The sequence below is a fragment of the Chryseobacterium candidae genome, from assembly GCF_004916905.1.
Classification (GTDB): Bacteria; Bacteroidota; Bacteroidia; order Flavobacteriales; family Weeksellaceae; genus Chryseobacterium; species Chryseobacterium candidae.
In genome coordinates, this window is sequence record NZ_SDLV01000012.1 from 40,342 (window position 1) to 59,323 (window position 18,982).

An 18,982-nucleotide genomic window follows, 5' to 3' on the forward strand; every position below is an offset into this window, starting at 1 on the left:
TTTTATTTTATTAATAGAGAGGTTAAGATATTAGTAATCAGCCGGAGCTTCTAGGTATAATTGCTTGAATGCTGTTTCCAACTGTTCGTCATTAGGAGCTTTACCATGCCATGCATGAGATCCCATCATATAATCAACTCCGTAACCCATTTCTGTATGAAGAAGAATGGCTACCGGTTTTCCTTTTCCGGTTTCTGTTTTTGCCTTCTCAAGGATTGCAATCACAGCTTCAAGATCATTACCATTTTTTTCTTCCAGAACAATCCATCCGAATGCTTCCAGTTTAGCATGAAGATTTCCCAAGCTTAATACATCATCTGTATCACCATCAATCTGGCGACCGTTATAGTCAATTGTAGAAATGATATTATCCACTTTTTTGGCAGCTGCATACATCAATGCTTCCCAGATCTGACCTTCCTGAAGCTCACCGTCTCCGTGAAGAGAGTAAACAAGAGACTGATCACCATCCAGCTTTTTTCCATCAGCCACTCCCAGAGCTACAGAAAGTCCTTGTCCAAGAGATCCTGATGCGATTCTGATTCCCGGAAGTCCTTCATGAGTAGTTGGATGCCCTTGTAATCTTGAATCTAATTTTCTGAAAGTACTCAGTTCTTCCACAGGGAAGAAACCAAATCTTGCTAAAGTAGAGTAGAATACCGGAGAAATGTGTCCGTTTGATAGATAAAAATGATCTTCATTTTTGCCTTCCATTGTGAAAGGAAGTTTATAGTTCATCACTCTGCCATAAAGGGCTGTGAAGAATTCTGTACAACCTAAGCTTCCACCAGGGTGTCCTGAATTTACAGCATGAACCATTCTTAAAATGTCTCTTCTGATCTGCGTAGTAAGAGTTTTTAACTCTTCAATACTTTTACTCATTATATCTGATTTATTTGCATGCGAATTTACAATTTTTTGCCGGCTTACGGAAATACAAAAATCCGGATATAAAAACCCGGATTGGATATGATCTGATAATTTTTCTGCCTTTAACAGCCTTTATGATGTTTTTCTTCTCTCTACCAGAGCTCATAAGTTTTGTTTCTGCAGCTTTTTCAGCCTCAACCTTTGGCTTAAAGACTTTAAACGGTTCTATTCATAATGTTGATACTTCAAATTTTCCTGAGTATTGATGTCTGTAAATGTGAATGAAGAGTAAGATATTTTTTTCATGGTTTTTTAATTTCTTTTTCTTTATTTTTTGATTGTGTTTATATCATTCGGATCAAAGATAACTACAATACAAAAGTCTATAAAACCGGTTATTTTAATAAAGAAGAGTTGCGTATTGAGCTGAATGCTTTGTGGTAGCTTAATTGTTGGTTTTTTGCTACGGAATATCATTTTTTTTTGAATTTTAGTATGTAATATTTGATAAAATTAACTAATTTTATAATTCAATAGCGTTTGAATTATAAATCTTTAACTAATTATTCTTTAGCTTTTGGCTCTAAGGATTAAATTAATAAAAATTACATACCATTATATATGAAAATTAAACAACTATTTTATTTAGGGATATTTATTATATCCGTTTCCTTGGGAAAAGCACAGGATTTTTTTACGGTGATTAATGAAAGATCTATTAAAGCTGAACCTAAAAACAGAACCGTACAACCGGAAAAGTCACTCACCTATACATTGGATGTGGCGGGAATGAAAAGTTATTTTAATTCAGTTCCGGAATTGAAAGACAGTGATCGTAAAGATAATGCCCCGATTATTGTGCTACCAATGCCTGACGGTACGAAAGCAAAGTTCAGAATCTGGAAATCTTCCGTGATGGCTCCGGGATTAGCCAGCCAGTTTCCTCAGATTGTTACTTTTACAGGACAGGGAATTGATGACAGATATGCTACTCTAAAACTTGATTTTACAGAATTGGGCTTTCATGCGCAGATAAAATCTATAGTAGCTGGTGATTCTTATATAGATCCTTATGCAAAACAGGATATCAATAATTATATCATTTACAAAAAAAGTGATTTGATTGATAAAAATCCGAGATCATGTGGAGTAAAAGATGAATATGATACCCCAGCCGGAAAAAAAAACGCTCAGAAAACCACAGCTCCAAGCGTAGGAACGCAAATTAGAGTTTTCAGACTAGCGGTGGCTTGTACAGGAGAATATGCGGTAGCAGCAACAGGTTCAGCTACACCTACTGTTGCGCAGACCCTTTCCGCCATTGTAACATCAGTAAACAGAGTAAATGGAGTATATGAACAGGAAGTAGCTTCAAGATTGATATTAGTTGATAACGAAGCCAATGTAGTCTTTACCAATGCAGCTACAGATCCATTTAACGGAAATAATAACGCCGGAACATTAATTAACGAAAGCCAGACTCAGATTGATTTACTGATAGGAAATGCCAATTATGATATTGGTCATACCTTCAGTACCGGAGGTGGCGGATTGGCTGGATTGGGAGTAATCTGTAACAACTCCAATAAAGGAAGAGGAATTACCGGTTCTCCTAATCCAGTGGGAGATCCATATGATATTGATTATGTTGCCCATGAGGTGGGACATCAGTTTGGAGGTCCTCATACTTTTAATGCTGTTACAGGCAGTTGTAATGGAAACCGTAGTGCAGCCAATGCAGTAGAGCCAGGAAGTGGAATTACCATTATGGCGTATGCAGGAATCTGTGGAAGTACTAATAATTTAGCTGCTAACAGTATTCCTACGTTCCATACCAAATCATACCAATCTATTACGACAAAAGTTCAGTCAACAACATGTCAGGTAACACTTCCCAGCAACAATTTCGCTCCTACAGTAAATGCGGGAGGTGATTATACCATTCCTAAAAGCACACCGTTCAGATTAGAAGGATCTGCTGCGGATATTGATAACAATCCACTTACTTACAGCTGGGAACAGAATGATACAGGACCGGCAGGTGACTGGAATGCTCCAACATTAAATGCTCCTCTTTTCAGATCATATGTACCTGTAACCGTTCCTTACAGATATTTTCCAAAACTTACCGATGTAATCAATGGTACTGTTTCCAAAGGAGAGGTTAGACCATCTTATGCAAGAACGATGGAGTTCAGGCTGACTGTAAGAGATAATAATGCGGGTTGTGCTGGGGTAGCCAATGATGATGCTATTATTACCGTTGATGGAAATTCCGGACCTTTTAATGTCACTGCGCCTGCAACGGCAGTAAACTGGGCGGGTAATTCAACGCAAACAGTAACATGGGATGTAGCCAATACAACTGCATTTCCTGTGAATGCTGCTACTGTCAATATTTATCTTTCAACAGATGGCGGTCTTACATATCCTACCCTGATTCTGGCTTCTACTCCCAATGACGGTTCTGAAGCTGTTACTATTCCAAACGTAAATACTACACAGGCCAGAATTATGGTGGCGGCAGAAACGAATGTTTTCTACAACATTAATCCAATCAACTTTACCATCACTCAGACATTGGGCGTTAATGAGGCCGCGGCCAATAAAGAGGTGTTTGTAGTATATCCTAATCCAAGCAAAGGACTTCTGAATGTGAAATTTACCAATTCAAATGAAGTGTATGATATTACAGTTTACGACGTAAGCGGTAAATTAGTGTTCACTCAGGCTAATAATAAATTGAATCATGATAAGACAGGTACTTTTGACTTGTCGCACCTTGTTCAGGGAGATTATCTGATTAAGGTTAAATCTAAGAATCTGGAGAAAACAATCAAATGGATTAAAGAATAATCTATTTCATTTGATCAAAGTAAAAAAGACTGCCTTCAATTGAAAGCAGTCTTTTTTATTTGAATTGAAACCCATGGGGAAATCTGGTTTTTGGGGGCTTTTCAGAAAATACAAGCTTAAAAGATTTTAATGATTAATGTGAATTAATGGATAATTATTTTTCGAATCGTAGTATTTGCTATATTTTATGTTGATTATAGAGGTTTTTGCTTGTAAAATACTGTTATTCATTGTGTTATGATTTTTATTCTTATATTTAAATTTTTTAAAACATTATCATATGAAAATTGAAAAATTATTTTATTTAGGGATATTCATTTTATCAATTTCTCTAGGAAAAGCTCAGGATTTCTTTACTGAAATCAGTGAACGTACACTTAAAACAGAATTTAAAAGCAGAACGGTACAGCCCGAAAAATTTCTTACCTATAAGTTGGATGTAGCTGGCTTGAAAAGCTATCTGGCTTCAATTCCGGAGCTGAGAGATAATGAACGTAAAGATAATGCCCCAATTATTGTTTTGCCAATGTCTGATGGAACTAAAGCTAAATTCAGAATATGGAAATCCTCAGTAATGGCTCCGGAGTTAGCCGGTAAGTTTCCCCAAATTATCACGCTGACAGGGCAGGGTGTAGATGATCAATATGCTACTATAAAACTCGATTTTACAGAGTTAGGATTCCACGCTCAGATAAAATCAATAGTATCAGAAGATACTTACATTGATCCTTACGCAAAACAGGATATCAATAATTATATCATTTACAAAACAGGTGATTTAATTGATAAAAAGCAAAGAGGCTGTGGATCAAAAGATGAGAATTTTAAATCAGGAAAAAAAAACGTCCAAAAAACAATAGTTCCAGGCGTAGGAAATCAAATTAGGATTTTTCGGTTAGCGGTAGCCTGTACGCACGAATATGCAGAAGCAGCAACAGGATCAGCTGCTCCTACTATTGCACAAACTTTGTCTGCTATTGTAACAACTGTAAACAGGGTAAATGGAGTATACGAACAAGAGGTTGCTGTAAGATTGATCCTCATTCCTACTGAAAACAATATTATATTTGTAAGTAATACAAATGATCCTTTCACAGGAAATGATGATGCAGATATACTAATTGATGAAAGTCAAACGGTAATCGACTCAATAATAGGAACAGCTAATTATGAAATAGGACATACCTTTAGTACCGGAGGTGGTGGATTAGCTGGTTCGGGTATATGTGATTCTTCATACAAGGCCAACGGAATTACCGGTTCACAAAACCCAGTGGGTGATCCTTACGATATTGATTATGTAGCCCATGAAATGGGACACCAGTTTGGGGCTCCGCATACTTTTAATGCAACAACAGAAAGCTGTGGAGGAGGAAATCGTGAGGCTTCCCATGCTGTAGAACCCGGAAGTGGAATTACGATTATGGCATATGCCGGGATTTGTGGAAGTACCAATGATTTAGGCTCTAATAGTATTCCTATTTTTCATACGAACTCGTTTGAATCCATTACTTCAGAAGTTCAGTCTCTCACATGTCAAGTGACAACAGCAGTGGCTAATACTGCGCCTGCTGTTAATGCAGGAAATGATTATACAATCCCAAAAGGAACCCCATTTAAGTTAACAGGCTCTGCAACAGATACTGAAAATAATCCACTTACCTATTGCTGGGAGCAGAATGATGCAGGGCCGGCAGGGGACTGGAATACGCCATCAGGAAATGCTGCTATATTCAGATCATTTATGCCTGTAACCGTTCCTTACAGATATTTCCCGAAACTTACCGATGTAATCAATGGTACTGTTTCCAAAGGAGAGGTTAGACCATCTTATGCAAGAACGATGGAGTTCAGGCTGACTGTAAGAGATAATAATGCGGGTTGTGCAGGAGTAGCCAATGATGATGCTGTTATTACTGTTGATGGAAATTCGGGGCCTTTTAACGTAACTGCACCTGCTACAGCCGTAAACTGGATAGGTAATTCTACTCAGACAGTAACATGGAATGTAGCCAATACAACTGCATCTCCGGTGAATGCAGCTACTGTTAATATTTACCTTTCCACAGACGGTGGTCTTACGTATCCTATCCTGATCCTGGCTTCCACTCCAAATGATGGTTCTGAGACAATCACTATTCCAAACGTAAATACTACACAGGCCAGAATTATGGTGGCGGCAGAAACGAACGTCTTCTATAATATTAATCCTGTTAACTTCACTATCACTCAGACATTGGGTGTGAACGAGACTGCTGCCAATAAAGATGTGTTTGTAGTATATCCTAATCCAAGTAAAGGATTACTGAATGTGAAATTCACCAGTTCAAATGAAGTATATGATATTACAGTATACGACGTAAGCGGCAAATTAGTATTCACTCAGGCAAATAATAAATTGAATCATGATAAGAAAGGTACTTTTGACTTATCTCATTTGGTTAAAGGCGACTATCTGATCAAGGTTAAATCTAAGAATTTGGAGAAAACAATTAAGTGGATTAAAGAATAATCTGTTTCAATTGATTCCCATCAAAAGAAAAGGCTGTCTTCATTGAAAACAGCCTTTTTTATGCTTTATAAAGTATTAAACGACTTTTAAATGTTGTTTGTTTTTTACCAGCCACAGACCGATGAAGGTCAGCAATCCGTTAAGAACAATCAGTTCTACACCAATTTTATAATCTGTATAAGTGGTAACAGCAAGATTGATTAAATACGTCAGGATTGGGGCTAAAATAGTCACCGCAAGAATTGAATATTTTCTTGAAATCTGGAACTTTGTGAAAATTCCAAAGGCGAAAAGCCCTAAAAGCGGTCCATAGGTATATCCTGCAATTTCCATGATCAGATACACAATAGATTTATCATTCAATGCTTTGAAAACCATGATCAGGATGAAGAAAACGACAGTGAATGTTAAATGTACTTTCATACGGAGACGTTTCTTCTCTTTTTCAGTTTTGGTTTTATCCTCATTAAGGTTTAATAGATCTACACAATATGAACTAGTTACAGCAGTTAAAGCTCCGTCTGCAGACGGAAATAAAGCAGAAATTAATCCAATAATGAAAATAACAGAAATAGCCATAGGGAAGTAACCCTGAAGTGATAAAGCCGGGAAAAGATCGTCTCCCATTACGTTTTTAATGTTTCCGGCAGTATCTTTAAATCCGAAAATATTTGTGACTGTTTCACCGTTTATAGTTCTATATTCTGCACCATGCTGCAGTGCAAAAAGGTATAACAATCCTCCCAGAAATAAGAATGCAAGATTCACAATAAGAAGCGTCCCCGCAAAGGTCAGCATGTTTTTCTTTGAATTCTTAAGGTTGTCCACAGATATATTTTTCTGCATCATTTCCTGATCTAATCCTGTCATAGCAATGGTAATGAAAATTCCACCCAGAATTGTTTTCAGGAAAAAAGTTTTGGAATTAGGATCAAAATTGATGAAATGAGTGTAATTTTTCTGTTCCAGAATGGTATACGCTTCCCCAAACGATAGATTCAGATTGGATAAAATATAAACAATACATGCTACAAGACTGATGATCATAAAAGAAGTCTGCAGCGTATCTGTAATAACGATGGTCTTTACACCGCCTTCAAAAGTGTACAGAAGTACCATTAACAGAAGTACAAGAGAAGTTACCCAGAATGGGACTCCCAATCCTTCAAGTAAAAATATCTGTAAAACATTCACTACCAGATATAATCTTGCGGTAGCTCCAATGGCTCTTGAAATAATAAAAAAGATAGAACCTATTTTATGCGCCTCCACATTGAATCTTTTTCCCAGATACGTGTAAATAGACGTCAGGTTCATCTTATAATAGAGTGGGAGCAATATTGCTGCAACAATAAAATATCCGATGAAGAAACCGATCACCATCATATAGTACTCAAAACCTCCGTAAATATATTCTGAGCCGGTCATTTTTCCGACTGTTCCCGGAACGGAAATAAAAGTAACCCCGCTTAAGCTGGTTCCTATCATACCGAATGCTACGAGCCACCATTTACTCTTTTTGTTACCGATAAAAAAAGACTGGTTGTCCGAATTCCGGCTGGTGAAATAAGAAATCACCAAAAGACCGATAAAATAGACGAAAACAAATAACAAAAGGATAGTTCCTGGATTCATTCTTGATTTTTAAATTTTAGCAAATATATAAAAAAGATCAGTCGTGGCTCATGAATTTAAAATCCTGTTCATTTCATAACAGATTGCAATTGTTAATTTGCTTTCAGTCAATGTTTTTTATTAAAAATACAACCCTTCCAGAGACTGTTCTGAAAGGGTTGTATTGTAAGGGTGTAATACAGTGACTAATTCACTAAAACATCCTGAAGTTCCTCACTTTTCTGAAAACTTGCTTTAGCAAAAGGGCAGAGGGGAATAATTTTCTTATTATTTTTTCTGGCAAAATCTACCGCAGCCAGAAGCATTTCCTTGCCCACACCTTTTCCGTTGTAGGCTTCTTCCACCTCGGTGTGGTCTATAATAAATCTTTCTTCTCCGGCCCAGGTATACGTCATCATTCCTGCGCGTCTTCCATCTGTGAAAGCTTCAAAACTTCCGTGTTTTTCGTCGTTGTTTTGTTTTACTTCGATCATGTTATGAGAATTTAGTTAGTATTTCTATGTCGTTGGTTAATATTTTATGAACAGGGCATGCGTCCGCAATAGTGTGCAGTCTTTTCAGCTGCTCATCATCCAGAACACCTTCAAAACTGATGTCTCTTTTGAATACGGCTCTTTTTGTTAATGGAAAATTTTCAAGCTCTACTTCAACATGAATGTTTTCCACGTCCCATTCTTTTCTTTCAATATACATTCTCAAGGTAGCTGCTGTACAGCTTGCCAGTGATGTAGCCAGGATTTCCATAGGATTAAGACCTTTGTTCTGTCCGCCTTTATCAATCGGTTCATCCGTAATGATTGTATTTTCGCCAGCTGTTACTTCTGTATAATATTTTGTTTTTCCCAGACTTGCTTTTACGGTTATCGCCATTATTTTTCTGTATTGAATTTATAACTTAATGCACCGGAAGGGCATAAGTCGATCTGATTTTTAAGTTCTTCGGGATTGGCGTTTTCTGCTTTTATCCAGGGTCTTTCTTTAGGATTGTAGACTTTCGGAAGTGTTTTTACGCATATGGCAGAGTGAGTACATTTCTTAGGCTGCCAGATGACGGTAATGTTACCGTTAGGATATTCGTGTGTTTCCATATCAATTTTCTTTTAATATTTTTTCAATTCTTCGGTCCGGAATCAGCCATATAAGAGCCACGATATAATAAAAACCTATGGCAATATAAGGATAAAAAAATGAAGTTGCGATTCCAAGGACATAAAATATAATGGAGATATACTCTTTATATTTCGAATGAATAGCTTCTTTCAGCTTTGATTCTTCACCTTCAAACCTGATGATGCTATGTTCCAGAATCGTATAAGCAATAGCCGACATAATGAGACCGATACCATAGACCGCAACAGGATTTTTTGCAAAACCGGTAGCCCCGATCCATTCCGTAGCAACAGGCATCAGAGAAAGCCAGAACAGAAGGTGAAGATTAGCCCAAAGGACGGCTCCATTTACTTTCTTTACCGTCTGAAACAGGTGATGATGATTGTTCCAGTAGATTCCTACATAAATAAAACTGAAAATATAGGCCAGAAACTTAGGAAGGAGAGGTTTGAGGTCTGCCCAGCTGTTTCCTTCCGGTACTTTAAGTTCAAGTACCATAATAGTGATGATAATAGCAAGAACACCGTCACTGAAAGCCTCAAGTCTTCCTTTAGTCATTCGTTTTAACTTGATTTTTAAAATTTTGTATTTTACTTTTCAGATCATTCAGCATATCGGGGTTGATCACACCGCTTTCCAAATCGAAATTTTCGTAAAATTTAGGCAGTGAAAAAGTATCCTTGATGTCTGCTGCAAACTGAGGGAAAAATGTTTTGGCCGTATTCATTACATTTCCGCCGCCATAACCTCCGGGAGAGGTGCTCATCAGCAGCATGGGCTTGTTCTGGAATACTTTTACATTAATCCTCGAAGACCAGTCAAAGACATTTTTAAATGCGGCGCTGTAAGAACGGTTGTGTTCCGCCAGCGAGCAGATGATCACATCACATTCCTCAATAGCTTTTAAAAACTGGTGGGCTTCCTCCGGAAAACCCTTCTTTTCAAGGTCTACAGAGAATACTGGCATGGTGAAATCGTTGAGGTCGATCAGATTGATTTCCTCATCCTGAAAATCTTTCAGAACAAATTTTACCAGTTCCCTGTTGATAGAAGTGGAAGACGTACTTCCGGCAAATGCTAATATTTTCATGTTAATCTGAGCTGAAATTATTTTCTGTTTAAAATAGCCTTTGGAAGCGGAACATATTCGTTTTCATCACCCGGAACCAAAGGAAATGCTTCGTGATTCTGGTCATTCCAGTTTACTTTTGCCTTTTCAATTAATTCTTTATCAGAGTTAACAAAATTCCAGAATATAAAACGCTCTTCATCAAATGGTTCACCACCGAAAAGATATACCGTTCCGTTTTCACTCATCTCAAATTCGCAAAGTTTGGTATCTTTGGCGATCATCAGCTGTTTTGAACCATAAGAATTTCCATCAGTAGTTACGGTTCCATCCAGAACATACATAGCTGCTTCTCCGTAAAGATCTTTCCCGATGCTTATTTTCTTCGCCTCTTTTGTCTTGATTTCAAGGAAAAATAATTTGCTGTGCACCGGAACCGCAGACGTTCTTCCAAAAGCTTCGCCGGCAATTAATTTATACTGAATACCATCTTCTTCCCAAACCGGAATTTCATCCGCTTCAATATGATGAAAAGTAGGTTCAGACTGCTCAAGATGCTTCGGAAGACCTACCCAGATCTGAAAACCGTGAAGTCTTTTATCACTGTGTCTTAAATATTCAGGCGTTCTTTCTGAATGTACAACTCCTTTTCCGGCAGTCATCCAGTTAACAGCACCCGGTTTTATTTCTATAGCACTTCCGATACTGTCTCTGTGAAAGATGGAACCTTCCAGCAGGTAAGTTAATGTAGATAATCCGATATGCGGGTGTGGCGGAACATCAAGATTCTGATAATCTTTCAATTCTGAAGGGCCCATATGGTCTATAAACACGAAAGGGCCAACCGCTCTTTTCTCACGGAAAGGAAGAAGTCTTCCTACCAGGAAATTTCCGATATCTGCTGCTTTTTCTTCAATAATAAGTCCAATATTTGACATGGTAATGTGATACTTTTTAAGATATTGTTTTTTTAATCAATTGATGAGTTCTGATGAAGATTTAAAGTTTATCATAGCCTTCAAATTTCTCATCCACGATGCGTTTCCATTCAGGATGTTTTTTGATAAAAGCGAAAACATAAGGACAGAATGGAAGAAGCTTTTTTCCGTTTTCTTCAATATAATTCAATGTTTTCTCTACTACCGCAGCAGCTGCACCTGTTCCGGCCAGTTCCGGTTCTGCTTCTGTATGTACTAAAGAAATCTGGTGCATGGTTTCACGGTAATCAATAAATGCATAATGCCCGTTGAATTCTATTTCAAATCTTTTTTCGGCTTTTACAAGAGGTATATTTTCAAATTCTGGTTTCATAATATTTGTACTAAAAATGCTATGTTTCCTATATAGAAGGAAATTGCGTATTAAAACAATTAAACCTTACAGGTTCATAAAACCTATAAGGTTTGTCATTATATAAAGTTAATAAAAAAAGGAATAATCAAAGATTAAGATAAATTTAATTCTTTTTAATCTTCCAGGTATCCGAATTTTCCGGTATTAAAATCCTCGAAAGCCTGCATGATTTCTTCTCTGGAATTCATCACAAAAGGACCATGAGGATAAATAGGTTCATTGATAGGCTCTCCGCTGATGATTAAAACAACAGCATCTTCTTCTTTTGCTTCGATAGTGAATGTTTCGCCTTCATTTTTAAATAATACAAAATGATCCGATTTAGCGGTTTCTTCTCCATTAATGATAATACTTCCTTCAATTACCAAAGCTGCAGTATTGAAATGGGCAGGGAAATTAAATTCCGCTTTTCCTCCTGTCTTAAGCTTTGCATTCATCATGTGGAGCGGAGTAAAAGTGCTTGCAGGTCCTTTATGACCATTATATTCTCCGGCAATTACCTCTACGTAGCCATTTTCACCCAGATCAACTTTTTCCATTGCAGCGTTTTCTATAGCCTGGTATTTTGGGCAGCTCATTTTATCCTTTGCCGGAAGATTCACCCAAAGCTGAACCATCTGAAAGATTCCTCCTTCTTTTGCCCATTCTGTTTCATGGTATTCTTTGTGAAGAACTCCTTTGGCTGCTGTCATCCATTGAACATCACCTTCACCGATAATACCGCCGCCGCCAGCACTGTCATGGTGTTCTACCTTTCCGCTATAGGCTATGGTTACCGTTTCAAAACCTCTGTGAGGATGCACTCCGACACCTCTCGGCCTGTCTGATCCGTTGAAATGAAATTTTGAATTGTAATCCAGCATAATAAACGGATCCATTCTTTTCATATCCAATCCAGATATTCCAGGAATGAAATTATGAACCCTGAATCCGTCGCCTACAAAGTGTGCAGGTCTTGGAGATACTACGATTTCTATTTTTTTAGTTGCCATCACATTGTTGATTTATGTAAACAAAATTACCATTGTTATATGCGAAAAGCATTGATCTGTGTTAAGTTCGTAGGGGAGTAAAATATGAAAAGTAAAAGGTCGGATTGGGGGCTATTCTTCCTTAGATTTCATATTCTTTCCATCCGAAATATGCAGTCTTCTGAAAACAAATCCGGACAAAATTGTCAGTATTCCTACCGTGAGAAAGGTTAACCGGAATGCGTTGTGAATTTCTCCTTTAATCAGATCTGTATTTTCAAATAGTTTTAAAACAATCAGTCCAAAGGCAATTCCGAAACCGATGGCTAATTGCTGATTAACGGAAATTAATGAGTTTCCGCTGCTGGTCTGAAAATTTCGAAGATCAGCAATAGAAATGGTGTTCATGGAGGTGAACTGTATCGAGTTGAAAAAGCCTAACACCGCAATAATGGGAACAAACCAGTATAGGGAAGTATGAATGTTCGGAATGGCGAGAAGACATATTAATGTTCCGATGATAAATGTATTCACCATTAAAGTCTGACGGTAGCCATATTTATCTAAAATTTTTATAACAGAGGATTTTCCGAAGATGGCCGTTAAAGCCATGGGAGCAATGATCCAGCCCGAAGTTACTGCAGACTGTTTATAGGCAACCTGAATCATCAGCGGAAGCAATAACGGAACAGAGCTGATTCCCAATCGGGTGGCCAGGTTTCCTACAATACCCACACGGAAAGTTCTTACCTGAAAAAGATTTAATGGGAAAATAGGATTTCCTCCTCTTTTTGCATGTTTGTAATAATAGTACAGAAACAGAAATCCCATGATAAACACCAGTAAGACCGGTGTAATATTCTGCATGTCTCCAAAGAGTTCCAATGAGACAGAAAGCAGGAGGGAAGCAGCTGCAAAAATCAGAAAACCTTTTAAATCAAAATCAACATCATCGGATTTGTAATTGGGCATGAATTTCAATCCTAAAATAATTCCTAAAAAACCAATTGGAATATTGATCAGAAAGATCCAGTGCCAGGAAAGATAATCTACCATATAACCTCCTACTAATGGACCGAGTACAGGACCGATAAGTGCCGGGATGATAGCGAAATTCATGGCTTTGAGCAGTTCATTTTTGTCAAATGTTTTGATCAATGCCAGTTTTCCTACAGGAGTCATCAGGCTTCCTCCAACTCCCTGAACAACTCTTGAAATAACCAAATGGGTGAGATTTTGAGAAAGGGAACAAAATAGTGAGCCTAAACTGAAGAGGATTAATGAAAAGATAAATACTTTTTTTGTTCCAAACCGGTCTGCCAGAAATCCACTGGCGGGCATAAAAACGGCTAATGTCAGAACATAGCTGATGATGGCGTTCTGCATGTTAAGCGGAGACTCTTTCAGGTCTTTAGCAATAGCAGGCAGGGAAGTGTTCAGAATAGTTGAATCCAGCATTTGCATAAAAATAGCAGTGGCCAGAATCAGGGGAAGTATTTTTTTTATGGATGTCTGTTGTATGCTTGTTTCTGTCATTTTGTATAGGCTGAACATTGAAAATATCCAGGCTTATTTTTATTTGAAGAACTTGTTTGCTTTAAGCGGTCTGATCCTTAGATCATGAAATCCATATAAAATTAAAAAAGTCCTGCGAGATTTCACAGGACTTTTTGATTTATTTTCTAGGTTTTTCTACTCCTTTCCATTCATCACCGGCTTTTCTATACTGGCTTAAGGTAAAAGTTTTGAAATCCTTTGTTTTATATTCGATGTTATCGGTATTCTGCTCAAATGGCATGATATAGTAATATTCGATATCTGTTTTATCAGATTTGTTTCCTTTTTTTACAGAAGGAACGTATTTTGAAAATTTATAGCTTGGAAGATATTGTTTCAATCTTGTGTAGAAAGCTTTGTCTTCTTTTTCGCTAGGGATGATATCTACAATATTCAGATCATCCTTTTTCTTATCGATCCAAAGGTAATATGTTTTTTCTTCTCCTATATTTCTGTTGAATGAGTTGAAAGCAAATAATTCCTTCGGTACAAGTTCCTTGATTTTTTCCGGATCTACTTTAGTATAATACTGACCTTTTGAAGGATCTACATATGTTTCAAGGTTATACATTAAAACAGAATTATTTTCAAATTTTTTATTTTTAAAATATTGATTTAATGATAATTCGGCAGTTGCTCTCAGCTCTTTACCTCTTGCATCCAGTTTTTTTGTCGGGTTCTGAGGGTTTACATATTTTACAAATTCATATAAAACGACAGGCTTTATATCTTTAAGGTGAGGATAAGTTTTCAGTTGCTCTGCTTTAACCAGCCAGTAGAATTGTTGATAGTAGTCATCCTTATCTTGGTCTTTCACACTCTTATAAGCCAAAGCAAGCTTCTTTGAATTCAGATATTTGCCATATTTTCCCTGTCCAAAAGCAAAACTTATGGCTAATAAGGCAAATAAAACAGTAAGGTTTCTTCTCATTTTTTTATAATTGATATTTTCGTTTTCCAAATATAATTATTTATTAGATATTATTTTGAATTGTGAGTTAAATTATGCCATATTGTTATTGTTAATTCAAGAAAAAATCCTGTATTGCTACAGGATTGATAAATTATAACTGAGGGAGTTAGATGTTTAAATGTGAAAAATATACATATCAATAACGAATTTTGCTTTACAAGTGAATGGTCAATAGTGAATTTTTGCTTCGTATGTGAATATTAAACTCATAATCTCGAAAACCCGAATCCCGCAACAAATTCACAAACGCAGCGGATTGACGATTGACTATTCATCAGTTTTCCTCTCTAATACGAAGTTTCATGTACCTTCACCGCTCTTCCGCTTGGATCGTTCATTTTTTTGAAGGCTTCGTCCCATTCCAAAGCAATAGGTGTGGAGCATGCCACAGATGGAACAGACGGAACCGTGGCGGCAGCAGTTTCACTTGGAAAATGTTCTTCAAAAATAGTTCTGTATCGGTATTCTTCTTTATTCTGAGGAGTGTTCAGCGGGAATCTGAATCTTGCATTCGCCATCATTTCATCCGTTACTTCTTTTTCGGCTACTTCTTTTAAAGTGTCGATCCATGAATATCCTACACCATCAGAGAACTGTTCTTTCTGTCTCCATACAATAGAATCCGGAAGAACATCTTCAAAAGCCTTTCTTAAGACCCATTTTTCAATTTTTCCTTCAGCGGTATTGATCATTTTATCCTGAGGGTTAACGGTCATCGCAATATCCATAAACTCTTTGTCAAGGAAAGGTACTCTTCCTTCAATTCCCCAGCTCATCAAGGCTTTGTTAGCTCTTAAGCAATCATAAAGGTGAAGTTTGCCCAGTTTTCTCACTGTTTCATCGTGGAATTCTTTTGCATCAGGAGCTTTATGGAAATATAGATAACCTCCGAACAATTCATCAGAACCTTCTCCTGAAAGAACCATTTTAATTCCCATAGATTTGATGACTCTTGCTAAAAGATACATCGGGGTGGATGCTCTTATGGTGGTTACATCATAAGTTTCGAGATGATAAATTACATCACGTACGGCATCCAGACCTTCCTGAACAGTAAAGTTAACCTCATGGTGAACAGATCCAATGTGTTCTGCAGCTTTTTGAGCCGCTGCAAGATCCGGAGAACCCACCAATCCTACTGCAAAACTGTGAAGTCTCGGATACCAGGCTTCCTGTGTATCGCCGCTTTCTATTCTCTGACGGGCAAATTTCGCTGTGATGGCAGAAATGACAGATGAATCTAAACCTCCTGAAAGAAGCACTCCATAAGGAACATCACTCATCAGCTGTCTGTGAACGGCATCTTCAAGACCTTTTCTCAGTTTTGAGATATCGGTCTCATTGTCTTTTACATGATCAAAGCTGTCCCAGTCTCTTGCATACCATTGCTGAAGCTCAGCGCCGTCTTTGCTGTAAACAAAATGGCCAGGCAGGAATGTTTCTATTTTTTTACAGATGCCTTCAAGTGCTTTTAATTCTGAAGCAACGTAATAATTTCCGTTTTTGTCCCAGCCCTGGTAAAGCGGACAGATTCCCATATGATCGCGCGCAATAAGATAAATATCGTTTTCAGTATCATATAAAGCGAAGGCAAAAATTCCGTTGAGTTTTTCTACGAAATCTTTTCCGTATTTTCTGTAAAGGGCTAGAATCACTTCACAGTCCGACTGGGTCTGAAATTCATAATCCGGAAATTCTTCTTTGAGTTCTCTATGGTTGTAGATTTCGCCGTTTACAGCTAATACTACTTTTCCGTCTTTTGTAAATAAAGGCTGTTTTCCGGAGGTAGGATCTACAATAGCAAGTCGTTCATGGGAAAAAATTACTTTTTCGTCCTGAAAAACGCCACTCCAATCCGGTCCTCTGTGACGGATTTTTTTTGACATCTCCAATACCTGAGGTCTTAATACTTCGGTTTTTTGTTTGGCGTCAAATAAACATACAATTCCACACATAATTTTTATTATTTATGGGACAAATGTAGAAGTGATGTTTATAAATAACAATTAAAAATGTTTGAATATGAATTTTTTTAATCAATTTATATTTTTAAGTTAAAAATTTTAACTATTTATTGAAATTGACAAGTGTTTAATTAATTTTTTTCGCTGAGTAGAAAATAGAAAAACTTCTATACGAAATAAAAATGACATATTTATTAATATATGGTAATTAATTATATGAAATTTACCCCTTACTTTGTGGCTCGAAATAATTTTTTTTCATCATTTGTGTTTTTACCTTCTTGCAATTCTCATGCAAGAAGGTTTTGTTTTTATTGAACCCCCAGTAATATTCCCGAAACATTCCATGAGCTGAAGCTTGTTCCTTCGGTAGGGCCTTGTGGAATTTTTACCTGAATCGTATGTTTTCCCGCTTTCAGATCTCCCAGAGGAATGAAATCAGGATTGGTAACCGTTCCCGGACACCAGTTTGATCTGCTGAGGTCTGATGACGAAAGGCCGTCCTGAAAATTTCCGGAGGCCGGATTGTATAATCGGTACGAACCACAATCTGTTCTCCAAGGTACAAAAGAAAATACAGCGTTTCCATCCACGAATATAGAATTCGCTTTAGGAACAAATTCATCACCATTTTCCCAACCGCCGTGTCCTGTTGTGGTATATCTTAGCTGAGCATTTTTCAGATCTTTATCCAAAGTGAAATCCACAAGAAGGCCTTTGTCCTTATTGAACATGGTAGAATAGTCCTGTCCGGCCATTTCCATAATGTTTAAGGTGTTGAATAAAGGGATGGCTGTATTATTTTTATTAACAGTTTGATCGCTTTTATGTATCGTAATATCAAGACTTACTCTGTGTCCTCCTTTATCATAATTTCCGATAAAAGTTCCTATCCACAGTTCTTTTCCGGATATAGCAGGCTTTAATTCAGTAATATCCTGCCGGTAAGGGCTGATGGTCTGCCAATCTTTGCCCTTAAGCTGAATATGATTGAACTTCTGAATACCAAAAGCGGTGAAGAAACGCATCATTTCCATAGCAGGGCTGTAGTTGTCAGTAGCGGTAACTCCGTAATATTGCTTTCCGTTTCCATTTTCGTAGACAGGAAGCGCTTTTACTCCTTTTTCCAATCCATCAAAAAAAGACTTTTCTTTATCCTGCGGAATGAAAAATACGGTTCCGGTTCTGTCATAGGCATCTCCGTTGGATTGCTGTTTCAGCTCTACGAAAATATTTTCACCTTCTGTAATCTCAGGAAATTTTATTTTTTTCAGAATGATGGTTCCGTTGGCATATCTTTTAATCTTGTCGTCAGATTTTGAAGCATCAGAAAAATTGATGGTTTCATTTTCAAAAACATTCAGTGTGGTAAACCTGCTTTTCCAGAGAAGGTCTTTATATCCGAGCTGATCTGTTGTCTGTATATTTCCTTTGATAATATTTTCAATTCCGGTAGTCTTGATCTTCTTGATTGAACTGGCTGTAATTAAAGAATTTTTATTTCTCTCCACTTCCAGAACCAATCCTAAATTTTGTCCCAAAACAGAAGGCCCGCCTTTCAGTTTTAAATCATTGGTGTACCAGACTTCAATGGTATTTGAATTGACTTTTGTCACTGCTTTTTTACATTGGTAGCCCAATATTTTTTTGGTTTCATTGGTCAGTTCAAAATTCTGTTTTCCTACAGATTCAGTGTCTGATGATGAAATAATTGATCCCGGTTTTAAAAATGCGTAAGATACAATAGTGTTGGAAGACTTTTCTACTTTTGTTATCTCATAAGGATAGCTGCTTTTTTGTTCTTTGATTGTGCTGTTGAGAATGAAGTTTTCTTTCTCATTAACCCAAACGATGGTAGAAGGCTGATCTGTTATTGCTTTTCCGTTATAAGAGCTGGTATAATGAATTTCATAGGTCTGTGCAGAAAACAGACAGTATAAAAAAACAGCCACAAAATTGAAAACGATTCTTGTATGCATAAATAAATGAGTTTGCTGCAAAGGTATTCTAAACTTCTTACAGCGTCAAACCGGTTTTAATCTATACAGTTAGTAGACAATAGGTGTGAAATGTTACAAAAATTGTTACAATTTTTTCAGAAAGTTTCTGAAA

General features: G+C 37.1%; 16 protein-coding genes. 2 read left to right on the forward strand and 14 right to left on the reverse strand.

The genetic code is table 11. The annotated features are described in order from the left end of the window. Nucleotides 1-30: 30 nt before the first annotated feature. Nucleotides 31-915: a transketolase gene (locus EK417_RS06605; protein WP_228402540.1), complete on the reverse strand. Its 885-nt coding sequence runs from the start codon at nucleotides 913-915 to the stop codon at nucleotides 31-33. A gap of 576 nt (nucleotides 916-1,491) precedes the next feature. On the opposite strand from EK417_RS06605, the gene EK417_RS06610 reads away from it, so the two are divergent. Continuing rightward, entirely contained in the window at nucleotides 1,492-3,726 is a 2,235-nt protein-coding gene (locus EK417_RS06610; protein WP_136521691.1) for a reprolysin-like metallopeptidase, read from the forward strand. 280 nt (nucleotides 3,727-4,006) lie between these two features. Continuing rightward, nucleotides 4,007-6,238, forward strand: a complete 2,232-nt coding sequence (locus EK417_RS06615) for a reprolysin-like metallopeptidase (protein WP_136521692.1) — start codon at nucleotides 4,007-4,009, stop codon at nucleotides 6,236-6,238. A 75-nt stretch (nucleotides 6,239-6,313) separates the two neighbouring features. On the opposite strand, the gene EK417_RS06620 is transcribed toward EK417_RS06615, so the two are convergent. The 13 genes from EK417_RS06620 to EK417_RS06680 all read right to left on the reverse strand — a co-directional run bounded on the left by EK417_RS06620 (nucleotide 6,314) and on the right by EK417_RS06680 (nucleotide 18,849). Further along, the gene (locus EK417_RS06620) at nucleotides 6,314-7,873 is read right to left on the reverse strand and encodes a sodium:solute symporter (protein WP_136521693.1); all 1,560 of its coding nucleotides are present in this window, start codon (nucleotides 7,871-7,873) and stop codon (nucleotides 6,314-6,316) included. Nucleotides 7,874-8,058: 185 nt separating this feature from the next. Beyond that, a complete protein-coding gene (locus tag EK417_RS06625) occupies nucleotides 8,059-8,346 on the reverse strand; it encodes a GNAT family N-acetyltransferase (RefSeq protein WP_170872074.1) in 288 nt (95 codons plus the stop codon). 1 nt (nucleotide 8,347) lies between these two features. Continuing rightward, a complete protein-coding gene (locus EK417_RS06630; protein WP_076596187.1) occupies nucleotides 8,348-8,743 on the reverse strand; it encodes an OsmC family protein in 396 nt (131 codons plus the stop codon). After that, a complete protein-coding gene (locus EK417_RS06635; RefSeq protein ID WP_076596188.1) occupies nucleotides 8,743-8,961 on the reverse strand; it encodes a (4Fe-4S)-binding protein in 219 nt (72 codons plus the stop codon). The genes EK417_RS06630 and EK417_RS06635 overlap by 1 nt, the downstream gene beginning before the upstream one ends. 1 nt (nucleotide 8,962) lies before the next feature. Further along, nucleotides 8,963-9,541: a TMEM175 family protein gene (locus EK417_RS06640; protein ID WP_076596189.1), complete on the reverse strand. Its 579-nt coding sequence runs from the start codon at nucleotides 9,539-9,541 to the stop codon at nucleotides 8,963-8,965. Beyond that, nucleotides 9,534-10,073 (reverse strand): NADPH-dependent FMN reductase, encoded by a 540-nt coding sequence (locus EK417_RS06645; RefSeq protein WP_136521694.1) that lies wholly within the window; start codon nucleotides 10,071-10,073, stop codon nucleotides 9,534-9,536. Before EK417_RS06645 ends, EK417_RS06640 begins: the two co-directional genes overlap by 8 nt. A gap of 17 nt (nucleotides 10,074-10,090) precedes the next feature. Beyond that, a complete protein-coding gene (locus EK417_RS06650; RefSeq protein ID WP_076596191.1) occupies nucleotides 10,091-10,990 on the reverse strand; it encodes a pirin family protein in 900 nt (299 codons plus the stop codon). A gap of 61 nt (nucleotides 10,991-11,051) precedes the next feature. Further along, nucleotides 11,052-11,363: a GNAT family N-acetyltransferase gene (locus EK417_RS06655; RefSeq protein ID WP_076596192.1), complete on the reverse strand. Its 312-nt coding sequence runs from the start codon at nucleotides 11,361-11,363 to the stop codon at nucleotides 11,052-11,054. A 155-nt stretch (nucleotides 11,364-11,518) separates the two neighbouring features. Further along, nucleotides 11,519-12,397 (reverse strand): pirin family protein, encoded by an 879-nt coding sequence (locus EK417_RS06660; protein WP_136521695.1) that lies wholly within the window; start codon nucleotides 12,395-12,397, stop codon nucleotides 11,519-11,521. Between the two features lie 111 nt (nucleotides 12,398-12,508). Next, nucleotides 12,509-13,912: an MFS transporter gene (locus EK417_RS06665; protein ID WP_136521696.1), complete on the reverse strand. Its 1,404-nt coding sequence runs from the start codon at nucleotides 13,910-13,912 to the stop codon at nucleotides 12,509-12,511. Between the two features lie 139 nt (nucleotides 13,913-14,051). Further along, entirely contained in the window at nucleotides 14,052-14,894 is an 843-nt protein-coding gene (locus tag EK417_RS06670) for a hypothetical protein (protein ID WP_034697012.1), read from the reverse strand. A 299-nt stretch (nucleotides 14,895-15,193) separates the two neighbouring features. Further along, nucleotides 15,194-16,861: an asparagine synthase B gene (gene asnB, locus EK417_RS06675; protein WP_136521697.1), complete on the reverse strand. Its 1,668-nt coding sequence runs from the start codon at nucleotides 16,859-16,861 to the stop codon at nucleotides 15,194-15,196. 320 nt (nucleotides 16,862-17,181) lie between these two features. Continuing rightward, the gene (locus tag EK417_RS06680; RefSeq protein ID WP_136521698.1) at nucleotides 17,182-18,849 is read right to left on the reverse strand and encodes a GLPGLI family protein; all 1,668 of its coding nucleotides are present in this window, start codon (nucleotides 18,847-18,849) and stop codon (nucleotides 17,182-17,184) included. Between the last annotated feature and the right edge of the window lie 133 nt (nucleotides 18,850-18,982).

What these genes read in the sequence shown, in the direction of transcription:
- EK417_RS06645 (WP_136521694.1), bottom strand. Translation starts at nt 10,073, where the DNA reads ATGAAAATATTAGCATTTGCCGGAAGTACGTCTTCCACTTCTATCAAC.
- EK417_RS06620 (WP_136521693.1), bottom strand. Translation starts at nt 7,873, where the DNA reads ATGAATCCAGGAACTATCCTTTTGTTATTTGTTTTCGTCTATTTTATC.
- EK417_RS06655 (WP_076596192.1), bottom strand. Translation starts at nt 11,363, where the DNA reads ATGAAACCAGAATTTGAAAATATACCTCTTGTAAAAGCCGAAAAAAGA.
- EK417_RS06630 (WP_076596187.1), bottom strand. Translation starts at nt 8,743, where the DNA reads ATGGCGATAACCGTAAAAGCAAGTCTGGGAAAAACAAAATATTATACA.
- EK417_RS06650 (WP_076596191.1), bottom strand. Translation starts at nt 10,990, where the DNA reads ATGTCAAATATTGGACTTATTATTGAAGAAAAAGCAGCAGATATCGGA.
- EK417_RS06615 (WP_136521692.1), top strand. Translation starts at nt 4,007, where the DNA reads ATGAAAATTGAAAAATTATTTTATTTAGGGATATTCATTTTATCAATT.
- EK417_RS06680 (WP_136521698.1), bottom strand. Translation starts at nt 18,849, where the DNA reads ATGCATACAAGAATCGTTTTCAATTTTGTGGCTGTTTTTTTATACTGT.
- EK417_RS06625 (WP_170872074.1), bottom strand. Translation starts at nt 8,346, where the DNA reads ATGATCGAAGTAAAACAAAACAACGACGAAAAACACGGAAGTTTTGAA.
- EK417_RS06660 (WP_136521695.1), bottom strand. Translation starts at nt 12,397, where the DNA reads ATGGCAACTAAAAAAATAGAAATCGTAGTATCTCCAAGACCTGCACAC.
- asnB (WP_136521697.1), bottom strand. Translation starts at nt 16,861, where the DNA reads ATGTGTGGAATTGTATGTTTATTTGACGCCAAACAAAAAACCGAAGTA.
- EK417_RS06665 (WP_136521696.1), bottom strand. Translation starts at nt 13,912, where the DNA reads ATGACAGAAACAAGCATACAACAGACATCCATAAAAAAAATACTTCCC.
- EK417_RS06640 (WP_076596189.1), bottom strand. Translation starts at nt 9,541, where the DNA reads ATGACTAAAGGAAGACTTGAGGCTTTCAGTGACGGTGTTCTTGCTATT.
- EK417_RS06610 (WP_136521691.1), top strand. Translation starts at nt 1,492, where the DNA reads ATGAAAATTAAACAACTATTTTATTTAGGGATATTTATTATATCCGTT.
- EK417_RS06635 (WP_076596188.1), bottom strand. Translation starts at nt 8,961, where the DNA reads ATGGAAACACACGAATATCCTAACGGTAACATTACCGTCATCTGGCAG.